8 protein-coding genes are annotated in these 14,584 nt (G+C 56.0%); 7 read left to right on the forward strand and 1 reads right to left on the reverse strand.

The features are described 5' to 3' along the window. The first annotated feature begins 45 nt into the window (after positions 1-45). The 3 genes from HY57_RS08395 to HY57_RS21155 all read left to right on the forward strand — a co-directional run bounded on the left by HY57_RS08395 (position 46) and on the right by HY57_RS21155 (position 5,598). Positions 46-1,947 carry a DUF262 domain-containing protein gene (locus HY57_RS08395; RefSeq protein WP_019467388.1) on the forward strand — a complete coding sequence of 634 codons (1,902 nt, stop codon included), beginning with the start codon at positions 46-48 and terminating at the stop codon, positions 1,945-1,947. Positions 1,948-2,007: 60 nt separating this feature from the next. Next, complete coding sequence (locus HY57_RS08400; protein ID WP_019467389.1) at positions 2,008-4,218, forward strand: AAA family ATPase; 2,211 nt, start codon at positions 2,008-2,010, stop codon at positions 4,216-4,218. 924 nt (positions 4,219-5,142) lie between these two features. Further along, the gene (locus tag HY57_RS21155) at positions 5,143-5,598 is read left to right on the forward strand and encodes a very short patch repair endonuclease (RefSeq protein ID WP_019467390.1); all 456 of its coding nucleotides are present in this window, start codon (positions 5,143-5,145) and stop codon (positions 5,596-5,598) included. Here the strand turns inward: HY57_RS21155 and HY57_RS21160 are convergent. Then, complete coding sequence (locus tag HY57_RS21160) at positions 5,591-6,994, reverse strand: DNA cytosine methyltransferase (protein WP_081500759.1); 1,404 nt, start codon at positions 6,992-6,994, stop codon at positions 5,591-5,593. The genes HY57_RS21155 and HY57_RS21160 overlap by 8 nt on opposite strands. A 322-nt stretch (positions 6,995-7,316) precedes the next feature. On the opposite strand from HY57_RS21160, the gene HY57_RS08410 reads away from it, so the two are divergent. The 4 genes from HY57_RS08410 to HY57_RS08425 are packed head-to-tail and all read left to right on the forward strand — an operon-like array spanning position 7,317 to position 14,577. Further along, positions 7,317-8,819, forward strand: a complete 1,503-nt coding sequence (locus HY57_RS08410) for an ATP-binding protein (RefSeq protein ID WP_019467393.1) — start codon at positions 7,317-7,319, stop codon at positions 8,817-8,819. A 26-nt stretch (positions 8,820-8,845) separates the two neighbouring features. After that, the gene (locus HY57_RS08415; protein WP_026034300.1) at positions 8,846-11,557 is read left to right on the forward strand and encodes a Z1 domain-containing protein; all 2,712 of its coding nucleotides are present in this window, start codon (positions 8,846-8,848) and stop codon (positions 11,555-11,557) included. Beyond that, positions 11,547-12,518 carry a PD-(D/E)XK motif protein gene (locus HY57_RS21165; RefSeq protein WP_157786211.1) on the forward strand — a complete coding sequence of 324 codons (972 nt, stop codon included), beginning with the start codon at positions 11,547-11,549 and terminating at the stop codon, positions 12,516-12,518. Before HY57_RS08415 ends, HY57_RS21165 begins: the two co-directional genes overlap by 11 nt. A 10-nt stretch (positions 12,519-12,528) precedes the next feature. Beyond that, positions 12,529-14,577 carry an AIPR family protein gene (locus HY57_RS08425; protein ID WP_019467396.1) on the forward strand — a complete coding sequence of 683 codons (2,049 nt, stop codon included), beginning with the start codon at positions 12,529-12,531 and terminating at the stop codon, positions 14,575-14,577. The last annotated feature ends 7 nt before the right edge of the window (positions 14,578-14,584 follow it).

Raw genomic sequence — 14,584 nt, forward strand, 5'->3', positions numbered from 1 at the left:
GGGCGTATGCTTGATCTCCTGCGAACTGGCTCAGGGGGCCGACACATGGAAGCGAATGCACGCAACCTCGAGAAGATCTTCGAGAGCGCCGTCCAATATCAATGCCCGCTTTTCCAGCGGCCATACGTTTGGACGGAAGAGAAGGGCTGGCAGGAGCTCTGGGAGGACATTGAAGACCTCCTCTACAAGCAGCTCACCCGCGGATCGGTCCACCCCCACTTCATGGGTGCCGCGGTGCTCGAACAGCTCAGCACCTCCACCGGCACGATCGAAACGCGTCAAGTGATCGACGGCCAACAGCGCTTCACCACTTTGCAAGTCGTCATGATTGCGGCTCGCGACTTGGCCACCCACCTTGGCAGCGATCGCTATCGGGACAGCTTCGGCGACTTGGTTAGCAACCGGCCCAACCGCATCGACAAGGAAGAACAGCTCTACAAGCTCTGGCCCACCAATGCCGACCGCCCCGCATACAGCGCGGTGCACGGGTGCGGGTCCATAGCCGAGCTGGACAAGCGCGTGGCGCATGACCCGATCCTGGCGGGGTCAAACATCGTGGGCGCCTATCGCTATTTCAGCCAGCAGCTCTCGGAGTGGATCAACAGCGAGTTTCTCGATGACGATGGACACCCGCTTCACCGGCAGCCCGACACCACCGATCGCATGGAGGGCCTGTGGCACGTCCTGCGGAGCAGCCTGCAGTTGGTTGTGATTGACCTGAACCGCGGTGATGAAGCTCAGGTCATCTTCGAAACCATGAATGCCCTGGGTGAGCCCTTGCTGCCGGGCGACCTGATCAAGAACTACTTGTTCCGTCTGGCCATGGCCGAGAAGGCCGATGTAGACAAGCTCTATCCCCAATATTGGGCCGCATTTGATGCCAAAGATTGGCGCGAAGAGGTCAAGCAGGGTCGCATTACGCGCCCTCTCATCGACGTCTTCTTGAACTATTACCTCGCCCTGATGACCCAGGACGATGTGAAAAGCACTCACTTGTTCTCAGCCTTCAAGGCCTTCGCCAAGGACGATCAACGCCGGTCCTATTCGCTGATCGACAACCCCAAGACGGCGGCCGAGCACATGGCCACGTTGGCGCGGTATGGAAAGATCTTCCGGACCTTCTATCAGCCCACCAGCCACCCACGTCTGATCACGTTTCTGGACCGCCTGGAAGCGGTGGACACCACGACGGTCTATCCATTCCTGTTGTTGGCTTACGATGCGCTAATGCCGACCAAGCAAGACGAGTTCGACAAGATCCTCGTGATCATCGAATCGTTCCTGATTCGCCGCATGGTCTGCAAAATGACCACGAAGAACTATAACCGTCTCTTCATTGACCTGATTAAGTACGTGGCCAAGTCCGGCGTCATCACCGCCAAGACCGTCTCGGTGTGGCTGGCCCGAAGTAACGCAGACAGCCAACGCTTCCCCGGCGACGAAGAGTTGGCCAAGGTCGTTATCACCAGGCCACTGTATAACGACCTGGCACAATACAAGGTCAAGGCGGTGCTCGAAGCCTTGGATATGCAGTTGGAGCACTCGAAGTCAGAGGCGCTGCCATTACCTCCGGGACTGACGATCGAGCATGTGTTGCCCCAGCTCTGGGAGAAGCACTGGCCATTACCGGACGATGTGGCCATCGATCCTGGCAAGGTGCCGGCGGCGCGCTCGGAACGTTGGTGTCTGCTCCACAGCTTGGGCAACCTTACGTTGATCACAGGTTCCCTCAACCCATCGCTGAGCAACGGTCCATGGGTCGAAAAACGGCCGGAGCTCCAGAAATACTCGAAGCTTAACCTCAATCGCTACTTCCACGACGACGCCGTGGCCAAGACTTGGGACGAGCACGCCATCATCAAGCGCGGACACTTCCTGCTCGATGCGATGAAGAAAGTCTGGCCGGACGTGGCGCGCGCGACCGAAGTGGAAGCCGAACAGGTTTAATCAGCAAGCAACGGACGCGGCTTGGCCGGTTGGGACGAGCTTGGTGGGAGAGGGGGGGCTGTGATCAAGACGCTGAAAATCCGCAACTTCAAAAGTTTTCCGAAAGACCGTCAGGTCGAAATTGATCTGTCTGCGGGCAACAAGAAGATCGCACTTTTTTATGGACTCAACGGCGCGGGAAAATCCGCGATCGCCCAGATGGTGGACCGCAATGGCAATGGGCGGGATATTCTTCCTGACTGCGAAATTGTGACCAGCGGTGGCCTGAGCTACCGTTATCTTGTTTACAACCATGCCTTTGTTGAGCGAGCGTTTCAGGCGGCTGACGGCTTCCCCGGTATTTTTACCATTGGTGAGCCACAGGCTGACGCGCTCCGGCGCCGTGAAGCGATCGAGATTGAGCTTCCACCGATTGAGTCCGAACTCGAACGACTAAACATGGAGACTGGGGCTCTTCGTGACCAAAGTACGCACGCAGAAGAGACGCTGGTACGGGAAATCTGGAAATCGTTTCAATCGCTGAAAAACAGCCCGCTGCGTGAGTTTCTCCGGTATGGCAATGACCGATCCGGTTTCGTTGGCAGGGTGCGGTCCGTCCAGATTTCGGGGAGTGAGCCACCGTCAATCGATGAACTCACCCGCGGTCGGGAGGAACTGGGTAACGGCCAGACCCAACGCAAGAGCGCTATCCGGCTTGACCTAACGGAATTCAGCCGCGCGGAGTCCGATTTGATTTGGGCAGACCCCATTGAAGGGTCAGCCAATAGTCGCCTGTCATCGCTAATAGAGCGACTGAAAAACCAGGATTGGGTGAGGCATGGCGAAGGTTATCTCGACACAGCAGACGGCCATTGTCCCTTCTGTCAGCAAGATCTTCCCGAAGGTTTCGAAGACGAGCTTCATGCCCTGTTTGACGTGACCTACCAGCGGAAGTTGGCCCACCTGCAGTCGGTAGCATTGGACTACGAAGCTGCCGTCAAGCGATACGGAAATGCGGTTGACCAAATCTTTGGGAATGAGCAGTTCGCGGCGGAAGATGGTGCCTTTCAGGGAGGTGTTCGTGAACTACGCGCGGCCCTGGATCGGAACGTGGCCATCGCCAAAGCAAAAGTAGACGCACCAAGCACATTGGCGCACCTGCAACCGACGACCGCACTTTGCCATGCCTTAGCCACAGCGTTAGAGGGGTTGAACGAGCGCATTGGCACTTTCAACAGCCGGATTGAGCGGCGGCAAGAAGAAATCGGACGCATTGAGGAGGGGCTTTGGCAGCGGCTCGCGCATGACGCAGCTCCAGCGGTCGTTCTGTTTAACGAGGCGGAAATTCCTCGCCGCGATCGCAGGTTAGAGATCGATGTGAGGCGACGAGGCCTGATCGAACAACGAAGTGCACTCCAAGTTGAATTGGCAGCCCTTCATACGGGCACCGCCAGCATTGAAGAGGCTGTGGCCGCCATCAACCAGCAGCTCACCTTCCTTGGAATCGACAGCTTTTCCATCCAGAGGGACAGGCATCGCGATGATCTATATCAGCTGGCTAGGCCAGGACAGGAGCGCGGTGAGTTCATCTCACTGAGTGAGGGAGAAAAAACCCTCATCACGTTTCTTTACTTCATCGAGTTGGTCAAAGGCTCCGCGGAGCCCGCTGCCGCTCTCCCATCCAATCGGACGATTGTGGTGGTGGATGATCCCATTTCGAGTCTCTCGCATAACCACGTTTACGACATCGCAACTCTGATCGCCAGAGAATTGGCACCTTTTTCAGATCAGAATCCCAGCGGAGTGCGCCAGCTGATTGTTCTGACGCACAGCCTCTTCTTCTTCCATGAGCTCTTGCACGGCTCGCATCAGTTGCGTAGACAAATGCTCTTCAAGCGAGTGGTGAAGCAGATCGAGACCAACGTTGTTGACTTGAATGAGAATGATCTAGGGAATGACTACGAGGCTTTTTGGCAGGTGATCAAAGATGCCCAGGTGTCTGTTGTTAGACCTGCCACTTTGGCCAACGCAATGCGTTGTGTGTTGGAGCGCTTCTTCTATTTCGTGTCGGAGAGCGAAAAATACGACACGGCCGTTGCTGCACTTGCTCAGGCTCACCCTGGCTTTCGGCCTTTCGCGCGTTACTTGGACCGAGGTTCTCATGCAGACCGGACCAACCTTTCAGACTTTGCGGACTTCGACGCGGCAGCTTGTTTGTCCCATTTCCAGCAGGTGTTTGCTGATACCGGATACGAACGGCACTACGACAGGATGATGTCGAGGGCGCCGTAAGAAGCCGCCCACGTGGTCTATCGGAAGTACGACCGAAACAGGTCGGCAAGGGTGCTACGTGAAGTCATCGGCGGAACATCTGTGCGGGCAGTTCAGGTCCGCGCCGCTTCCGATTCAGAGCCAGTGAGGTTGGATGCCGCCGTCGCACCTCGCTCGACAGCAGCCTAGGTCAAACTACGCAACAAGCTGGCGTATGGGGTGGCCTATGGGCAGACGTTGGCCATGGGACGGCCAACATGGTGGTGCAATCGCTGTTGTTGCTGTTCAAGTAAGAAGGGCAACCGAAGGCGGCGGCGACCTGAGTCAGAAAGACAAAGCCCCAGGTGTGAGCCTGGGGCTGACGCGGTTACGGAGAGCTTGTCATCGCTCTTCCGGCCGGCTGCATCTGCCATCCCGGAGGATCTCGGTGCAGTCTCGTAGGTCGGCTGTTCTCGACGCGTGAGATCATGCGGTGGGTGGCGGGGTGCCGTCAACACCTAGAAGCTCGAAGCTCTCGAAGCCCGTTCGAGTTAGGCGGTGCCAACGCTGTGGCGTAAAGAGTCCCTGATGGACTGCGCCGAAGCCAGCGCGCGACCAGGCTGGCTTCAAGCATCACCCAGCGTCCGGGGTGGTTAGTCAGCCAATTTCAGTCGCTTCCTAGCACCATCCATAGGAAGTCCTAGGGCAATCCCATGCCAGCGGTATGGGTCGAGCAAAAGTCGAGGTCATATCGATGTAACTCCATACTTCGTGATCCCGTGCTAGCGCACCGGAGATCTTGGTTTCAGGCAACATTCGATTGACCGTCGTCAATATAAAATCGCTATGTGGCCCGGAATGGTCAACACACGATTTGTGTGGGTGTCATCTGTGAAGTCCGCTTGACTGGCGGAAAACAATGACCGTGAATCAGTCGATGGTAAACATGCTTGGTTGAGGGCTCGAGTGGGCGAGAAAATTAGCCATGAGACGCGGTCACGCATGATGTCTGGCATCCGCGCCCGTGACACAAAACCAGAGAAGCTGATACGGTCCCATCTGCATGCTAAGGGGCTGCGTTTCAGGCTTTGCGTTCGAGATTTACCTGGAAAGCCGGATATCGTACTTGCCAAGTGGCGAGTGGTTGTCTTGGTCCACGGGTGCTTTTGGCACGGGCATGTTGGATGCAGATATTTCCGTCTTCCAAAAACCAGAGCGGCGTTCTGGGCGGAGAAGATCTCTAAAAATGCACAAAGGGACGCTGTTTCTCTGGCTAGCCTTCTGGAACTAGGGTGGCGAGTGGCCGTCGTTTGGGAGTGTGCGCTTCGAGATAATCAGCTTCATACGTTGGACCAACTTAGCGAGTTCGTCCGCTCAGAGGATGGCCTGATTGAACTGGCCTCCCCGCTAACCTCTACTTGAGAACGCGATGCAGGACGCCCGCAATCTGGTATCCCAGCCACGGCGGCACTGCATTGCCAACTTGCTTTCTCTGAGCGCCTAGTGGTCCTTCGAAGATGTAGTTGTCTGGAAATGTCTGGAGGCGGGCAGCTTCGCGAACCGACAGACTGCGCACTTGGCTCGGATCAAAATGAATAAAGTAATGACCATCCTTGGCCAGATGGCTAGTGATAGTGGACGAGGGGGAGTTCGCGCGCTGGACCTTGAAGCGATCCACAAAGCGATCTGGTCGTCCCCAATTCTTGTGATCTGGATGTAGTTCCAGAGGAAATTCTGCGGCTCCGCGCGGAGATCGCCCATGCACGTGGGCGAATGCGGCCGCGTACGCATAGCGCATAAGGTCGCTCGTCATATGAGGACGAGATTGGTGTTGGATCACACCATGCACTCGATGGTCACGAAGAAACGCGCTCAAGTGTGACGGCAGCCTGCCCGCTACCTTTCCGGGTATCCACGCCGCTCCCGTGTCTAGTTCCTTGCCAAGGCGGGTTGCTGCGGACATCACGCCAAGAAGCCTTGCTGTATCGGTGTCAATCTTCTTAGCTATCCTTGCGCACTCCGCGAGTAACTTCGGCGCGAAAGCCTTCCACGAAGACGTGTCTGCGTCCGTCGCACTACTTCGGATTTCGGGCAAGTCAGAGATCATGTCGCCTACCGTCGGGGCAGCGCCAAGCTCCAGCAACGGTTGGATTGGAACGTCGATCTCTTCATTGATTCCAAGCAAGATGACACGGTGCCGCGTTTGGGGCAGACCCAATCGCTCAGAGCGGATGATGAAATCCTTTGGTCCCCAATTGTCGTCACGTCGCGATTGTTGCACCAGCGGGACGATTCGATAGCGAGGTCCACTACGGCCACTTGGGCGATGCAGGCTCTCGAAGATCTCTTCGAACATATTCTGCCCGTCAACGTGCGAGGACAGCATGCCTTTGACGTTTTCAAGGACAAACGCTGCAGGCCTGTGGCGGGAAAGGATTTTGAGGTAGTGCTGGTAGAGGTAGTGACGATGATCCTCTTTCGCCACGTAATGTTTCATTCCAGCGTTTCGGGCGCGCCCCACCAAGGAAAACGCTTGGCAAGGTGGGCCTCCCACCAAAACCCACGGTAGGCCACGCTGCGCTGCAGATTTGGCGATGAGGGAAATGCGCTCATCCAAAATTCGGTCGTCTGCGCTCTCGCCGAGCTTTAGTTGGCAAGCTCGGTCGGAGGCTTGGCGCCACACGTGTTCTGTTTCATCTGTCCAAGGTTCGGCCCGGCGACCGGCAGCGTAGTCGTAATAGCTTCGCGGGACGTCCGAGGGCGCGAAGCTCCGGTAGAAGGCTCGCGTGCGCAAAGTCCTGACCGCGTGCCCATCCATCTCAGCCGATAGTGAGACGTGAAACGGGCCTGGACCACCATGTTCGCGCCCGTAGGCCTCGATGCCGTCTCCCAGCCCCCCCGCGCCAGCAAAAATGTCTACGACGGGGATCGAATTTCTGGATTTCACGGACTGATGACGGTTCAAGGAAAGGTGTGCCAGGATCGCAGGCGATTAGCCTGCTTGTCAAAGGTCTCAGGCCTTGAGACCCGCCAATACCAGGATCCGCCGCGTGGTTTGGTGATATTCAATACAGGGAGCCCGATTGGCGCTAGGCCGTCGGTTGCCGAGGACGAAAACGAAGAGGGGCGTTGAGTCGGGCATGAAGGAACAAGGGAAGGGCGAACTGACGCTCAGGCCGAGCGCGGCTCGGCTTTTGGAGTCCATGCGGGATATCGGCTACTCGTTCGAGAGTGCGCTGGCCGATATCGTGGACAACAGCATTTCCGCAGAAGCGTCGACTATTGACTTGATCAACGATGTTGATGAGGGCTTAGGGCCGTTCTTGGCAATCCTGGATGATGGCCGCGGTATGTCCCCGGACGAACTCACGCGGGCCATGCAGCATGGCAGTCGGAGCCCGCGCGAACAGCGCGATCCTGGCGACTTGGGGCGGTTCGGCCTTGGACTCAAGACGGCCTCTTTTTCACAGTGCCGACGGCTGACAGTGGTTTCGCGCAACGGAGAGCAACTGGCTGGCCGTTGCTGGGACTTGGATCTAGTGGTCGACAGGGACGAGTGGGTCCTCAAGCTATTGGATGACCAAGCCATAGCGGAGCTGCCTTTGGTGGATCGAATTGGTCCATGTGGGACCTTGGTCCTGTGGCAGAAACTTGATCGTCTCGATGCATTAGGTGATCAGCCAGACCAAATCTATACCGCACTCAATACGATGTTCGGAGTGGCTCGACCGCATTTGGCCCTGACATTCCATCGGTTCATCGCGCCAGAGCCAGGGGAAGACACTCGCCGGGTAACGCTGAAGATCAATGGAGCAGAGATCGAGGCGCTGGACCCTTTTGCCAGATTGTCTAGCCCTCGATCTGACTCCCACTCAGTCGAGACTCTTCATTTGGAGAAGGGAAAGATTGTGGTGCAGGCCTTCACGCTTCCACACCATCAGAGGCTTACGAACGAGCAACTTAAGGCGTTGGAGCTTGGATCCAGTTTGGTCGAAACCCAAGGTCTTTATGTCTACCGAGCTAAGCGCCTCATTACTGGTGGGACATGGCTAGGGCTGGCACGACGAGCTGAGCTCACAAAGCTACTGCGTGTTCGGGTAGATGTGCCCACGTCGCTCGACACCCATTGGAGCGTGGACGTGCGCAAATCCAGGGTTCACCCGCCAGCCTCGGTGAGGGCCAAGCTCCGCCCCTTGGTGGCCCGGATGACTGAAAGCGCGCGGCGGCCATACACCTATAGGGGAACCCAGCAGGCAGCTGGTGCAGGCATGTCGTTATGGAACAGAAATGCGCTCCGGGGAAAGGTGAGATATGAGATCAACCGATCTCACCCGCTTATCCTGGATCTGGAAAAGAAAGGCGGTCCGGTCGACATGGAGCCGCTCCTGCTTGCAATAGAGGCATCCCTTCCGCTGGACAGCCTGTTCTCGGACATCGGATCCGATCCGCATGCAATGGCTCAGGCAGACATGGAAAAATCCAGTCTGGAGCAGCTTGTAGCAGCCTTCGTTGAAGCGGTTGTCCCCAATTCTGACTCGATTCCGGCCGCTGTCGCCGAGTCAATGCTGCAAACCCAAGTCTTTGCTGGAAGACCGGAGGCCCGACAGATTTTGCAACGCCTCCGGCGCATCGAGTCGCCCTGATTTGACATGGTCAATGGAATCGATCAATGAGCAACGCTGAACTTCTTGCCCTCGCACGAACCGGAATGTCTGTTCGAGCGCCTTCCTCACCAGATGAGGTTGAGGCCTTAGTGCGCCGAATGTCGGCGGCTCTGCTTGAGCCCGTCGATGACGCGACAATTCGAGAGATCTCGGAGCAGCTGGAGCGCGAGTTCTCGGTGCGCCTCGGGCCTTCGCACACGCTGTCTTCAGGACACCGGCCATGGTTACGCGCCAAAGCTCATGAGATTGATTTTCGTTATTGGCGGCGATACCGCGAATTAATGATGCAGCAGGGCTTTGGCGGAAACGTCGTCAATCGCCTGAACGACATCACCGATGAAATCCTGGATCTTGCGGGCGATCCACTGCGGGAAGGACACTGGTCCCGACGCGGTCTTGTGGTTGGGCACGTTCAGAGCGGGAAAACAGCCAACTATCTAGGGGTAATCAACAAGGCGGCGGATGCCGGCTACAAGCTGATCGTTTTGATCGCAGGTATTCACAGTAACCTTCGGTCACAGACGCAGGAGCGAGTCGACCAAGGATTTGTTGGCCGTGACAGCGACCAAGTTTTAAGCCGGCAGGCCAATGCCACCGCACTTGGAGTTGGACAGATCAACTCATCGTTTACTGCGGCGGCATATACGAGCCGTGGATTGGATTTCTCCAGGAACAGGGCGGACGGGCTTGGTATCTCAATTCACAATCTCGCTCAGCCAGCCATTTTCGTCATCAAGAAGAACCCCTCCATTCTGGGTAATTTAATTGAGTGGCTACAGGGCACGACCGCTGCTGGCGGTCGTCTCGATTTGCCCATGATAGTGATCGATGACGAGGCAGATAATGCGTCAGTCAACATCTCGGCCGACGTAAACAAGCCGAACACGATCAATCGCCTGATCCGAGAGCTTCTGAGCATGTCGACGCGGAATGCCTACATCGGCTACACCGCGACGCCGTTTGCCAATATTTTCATTAATCCGGATACGACGAACGAAGTCCTAGGAAACGACCTGTTCCCACGTGACTTTATTGTGGGCCTTGACGCGCCGAGCAACTACGTGGGTGCTCGGGAATTTTTCCTTGAAGATGAAGGCCAGCAGTTGACGGTGGACCCCCAGGGGACGGAGGAGTGGCTCCCGACGACGCATCCCATCGATACGGAAATTGACGAGCTTCACCCTTCCTTGGTTCAGGCCGTCGATTGTTTCGTTCTTTCTAAAGCGATCCGGATCCTTCGGGGTCAGGCAAATCGCCATCATTCGATGTTGGTAAATGTGTCGCGCTTCACGCGCGTTCAAGCGCAAATCGCAGTCCTGATAGCGACCCGGCTGCAGCTGATGAAGGATGCGATTGAGAACCGGCATGCTTTGCCGAAAGAGTCAGCCCTCCGAGATCCCTTCATGCGGTCACTGCATGAATCTTGGGAGAGTCAGTATCGGCAGGAGCCGGAGTCATGGGATGACATTCAGAGGTCTCTTCACCAAGCAGCGGCAGGGATGTCCGTGGTCGAGATCAACTCGGGAAGGAGCGCGGGAAAGCTCGACTACCGAGCTCACAAAGATGCAGGGCTTAATGTAATCGCGGTCGGAGGAAATTCGCTTTCCCGAGGATTCACGCTGGAAGGGTTGACCATTAGCTACTTCCTTCGCAATACGCAGATGTATGACACGCTGCTTCAGATGGGGCGCTGGTTTGGTTACAGGGATGGGTTCAAATCGCTATGCCGTCTCTATATCAGGCCGGAGGCCCATGACTGGTATTCCTTCATAGCCTCGGCAACTGAAGAGCTGCGCGATGAGATCGGGAGAATGGAGGCGGCCGGATTGACGCCAGAGGCTTTTGGCCTAGCTGTGCGTGCTCACCCGGGTGGTCTGCTTGTCACTGCTCGCAACAAGATGAAATCTGCCAAGGAGATCGTCAGGCAAGTGGGTCTCGCCGAACAGTTGGTGGAAACGACCCTGATCCACGCAGATAGCGTGCCACGGGACTTTAACGTCAAGCGTGCGAGGTCGTTTGTAGACGCGGTCCATAAGAGTGCAAAGAGAATGGGCCGCGTTTCATCAAAAAGTCGGCTATCCAGCCTTCTATTTGAGGAGGTGCCCGTTGAGCACGTATTGAACTTTATCTCCGGATTCGCGACCCCGGCTGCAAACATTGAATTGCAAGCAGCACCTTTGTCCGAATACATCCGCAAGCGTGCGTTTCAGGAGTGGGATGTCGTCGTCGTGTCCAATACTTCGCCGGAACGGGACGAAATACTGTCGATTGACGGGATGGACGTAGGGCTTCAGCGTAGGCGGATGACTATCCGCAAAAACGTTCTGGAAGTTTCCGGGAGAAACAGGCGTGTTGCTTCGAGGGGCGTTGAGCGACTTGGGCTTACGGGCGATGAAGTTGAGGCGGCCGAAAGAAAGCACCAAGAGGATTTGGCAGAGGGAAATGCAGGGAGAACAATTGCGGATCACTACTACCGTGCTCAGCGCAATCGTCCCTTGCTGATGCTGCATTTCTTGGCAGCCAAGAATGAATCTGGGGACAAGGGGAATGAGACGCATGGAAATGTCCACGCGGCGTATGGCATCAGTTTTCCTGGTTTGCGCCAAGGGGAGTCTGAGTCTCGCGTGACCTACATTGTCAATCTCGTAGAGTTCAGGCAGATCTACGGAGATCTTGATGCGGAAGGGGATGAGGATGACGAGCTCAATGAGGACTGATGACCCTTGGTCAGGGATTGCGGCCAGTTCGAACGAGCTTTTGGGGCGGCGAGTTGAGGGGGCTCATCCGTTAGCAATTTACTGGGTATGCAGCGACGACCGCGCACCCGGACTATTGATTCGTGGGATCGACATGACGTCTGTTCCTCGAGCTTTTCCAAAGTTGCGCGGAATCTCGATACAGCTTAGCGCTCCAGATGCACCGCAGCCATTCGCTAGGCTCATACTTCAGAATTCAGATGGGCGCAGTGTATTTCTTGCCCTGTGTCGAGATGTCATCGAATCGTCCGCCGGTGAGCAATCCATATCGCAGGCCACTTCAAGTGTGTTTCTCCGGCTTTCACGTTGGCACTTACTTCTTAGTCGAGCACGTTCGCTCGAGATGGGACCTCCGGAGATTCGTGGCCTTATCGGTGAGCTAATTGTCCTGGAGCGCCTGGTTGATTCAGTGGGGGCAATTGCTGCGCTCCATGCTTGGGTCGCGCCAGATGATCACCCACAGGATTTTGCACTAAATACGTCGATCATCGAGGTAAAGACGAGGGTTTCCGGTGCTCGGCCTCGAGTGCAGATATCTTCTCTAGAACAGCTGGAGTCCGCTCATCTTCCGATCAACTTGGTTGTCGTGGAGTTGGTGCCGAGTTCGGGGTCTTCATCGTTCTCTCTGAACGATATTGTTGACCGCGTCTTGTCACGCTTTGATGAGATTGGTGCGGAAGCTCGGGAAGCTACCGAGGCGGCACTTGCCGCTCGAGGCTACCTGAGGCTCGACGCTTACAGCGTGGAACACTATACGGTGGCCGGTATACGTGCATTTGCTGTCGGAGAGGAGTTTCCTCGACTGATTCGCTCCACCATTAATCACGCTGTTTGTGAAGCCAGCTATGCGCTCGATCTCACGGCGCTTGCGTCCTTTGAGCGGCTGTTGATCGAAGTGATTCCTGAAGGCACGAAAAACTAAGGGGAAGGTTATGGACGAGGAGGTTCAGCGCTACCGGGAGGCGCTGTTGAGTGAGATCCATGCCGATGCTTCTGCAGGCGGCGATTATGTGAGCACTCGCTTCATCGATCGAACCTGCCAGGTACTCGAAAGCGGTGAGGAGTTTGTTGAGTATCACATTTGCAGAGCTCACGGGGTCACCAAGCGTGGTGCCGCCGTCCAGGTCGACGCCTATAGCTTTTCCCAAAGCGACGGGGTCCTTAACCTCATTCTGTGCGCATTTTCTGGTGCAACTGAGCCGGAGCCATTGCTAACGGAAGAGGTGCGCAAATTGGTGCAGTCAGGATTTCGGTTCCTTGAGGGAAGTGTTTACGAGTCTTTGTCTGACCTATGGGATGAAAGTCACCCTGCACATGCGCTCGCAAGGGAGATCTTCTCGTTTGCAACTTCAGATGAGATGTCCAAGGCATCCATCTATGTAATTTCTGATCGACCTCTCGGCACAGCCATAGGCAAGATGCCGGAGCTGTCGCTTGGTGCCAAGGAAGTTGATATCCACTTTTGGGATATTTCGCGTCTTTCACGGATGGAAGCATCAGCAAAAGGGCGTGAGGAGATTGAGATCGATTTTGTCAAGGAATATGGAAGGGGTATTCCTGCGTTGCCCGTAGGCCTAGGAACTGAGAGTCGCTATGACTCTTTCATGTGCGTTATGCCAGGCAGCGTGCTGGCTGGTCTGTATGACCGTTTCGGCGGACGCATTCTCGAGCAAAACGTTCGTGCCTTCCTTGGGGATAGCCGCAAGGTGAACAAGGGCATTCGTGAAACACTGCGTAATGATCCAGGCATGTTCTTCGCCTTCAACAATGGCCTCACGGTTACAGTGTCGGACTTGGAGCTGGACCGAAACTCCGACGGGCAAACCGAGATAACTACTGCGAGAGGCCTGCAGATAGTGAATGGTGGGCAGACCAGCGCTTCCCTCTATTGGGCCCGGAAGGCTGGGATCGACGTTTCGAAAGCATCTGTCCAGATGAAGCTCTCCCGCTTGCCGGAAGAGGGCTTTGAGGATGCGGTTCATAGCATCGCGCGGTTCGCAAATGCGCAAAATGCCGTGTCAGCGTCGGATCTGTTCGCTGGCCACCCCTATTTCAAGCGTCTCGAAACACTGTCACGCAAGACACTCGCGCCGCCCGCGAAAGCTGGGGAGATCAACAGCTATTGGTATTTTGAGCGCACGACTGGTAGCTACAAAGTCGAGGTGAGGAGACTTAGCGGGCTGGCGGCCAAGACGTGGCAGCTGCTCAATCCAAAGAAGCAGGTTCTCACCAAGACGGATATTGCTCGCTATGAAGTAACCTTTGGCTGCCTGCCCCATTCAGTGAGTTCGGGTGCGCAAAAAAATATCGCGGCGTTCGGAAAAATCATCAGTCAAGTTTGGGAGTCAGATCCCACACAATTTGACGACGGCTATTTTCAGCGACTGATTGGGCGGACAATCATCACCCGCGCAGTCGATGTGCTGATTCCGGCGCAGAAGTGGTATCCGGGCTCAATAGTTCGGCCTCTTTCCAGTTACACCCTTGCCCTTATGAGCTCGCGAATGCGGGCTGCCGCCCTTCAGCCCGACTATCAGTCGATTTGGCGGGCACAGAAAGAGCCAGCGACGTTCATCGATGAGGCGATGAAGATTGCGGAACAAGTGCTTCCCTTGCTTCAGGAGATCCCTGAGCATCTGGTCCGAAATCGATTGATCACCGAGTGGGTGAAGAGGGAAGCTTGCTGGGCAAGAGTTGAAGGAAGTGACATACACCTGAGCGATGCGTTTCTCTCCACCTTGGTCCCCGAAGTCCGGGCAGCTAAATGTTCGTCAGACTGGCGGTCGAATGCGTATTCCATTTGGTCGGACGGCGGCTGGAAGCGCCTTTGTGACTGGAACAAGCCCCTCAATGTGCTAACCCCTGGCGAAGTCGAGGTAGTTGAGTGGGCAGCGATCGCATCTGAGTTTAAGCCTAGGGGGTTCCGGCTCGATAAGTTAAAAGAGGCTTGGCAGAGGGCCGTCAAACAGGGATTTGTCTAGAGAGGGC

This window comes from Dyella japonica A8, assembly GCF_000725385.1.
Lineage (GTDB): Bacteria > Pseudomonadota > Gammaproteobacteria > Xanthomonadales > Rhodanobacteraceae > Dyella > Dyella japonica_C.

Excerpts from the sequence above, each read along its gene's own strand:
- HY57_RS08395 (WP_019467388.1), top strand. The coding sequence starts at position 46 with ATGGAAGCGAATGCACGCAACCTCGAGAAGATCTTCGAGAGCGCCGTC.
- HY57_RS21160 (WP_081500759.1), bottom strand. The coding sequence starts at position 6,994 with ATGGATGGGCACGCGGTCAGGACTTTGCGCACGCGAGCCTTCTACCGG.
- HY57_RS08410 (WP_019467393.1), top strand. The coding sequence starts at position 7,317 with ATGAAGGAACAAGGGAAGGGCGAACTGACGCTCAGGCCGAGCGCGGCT.
- HY57_RS08415 (WP_026034300.1), top strand. The coding sequence starts at position 8,846 with ATGAGCAACGCTGAACTTCTTGCCCTCGCACGAACCGGAATGTCTGTT.
- HY57_RS21165 (WP_157786211.1), top strand. The coding sequence starts at position 11,547 with ATGAGGACTGATGACCCTTGGTCAGGGATTGCGGCCAGTTCGAACGAG.
- HY57_RS08425 (WP_019467396.1), top strand. The coding sequence starts at position 12,529 with ATGGACGAGGAGGTTCAGCGCTACCGGGAGGCGCTGTTGAGTGAGATC.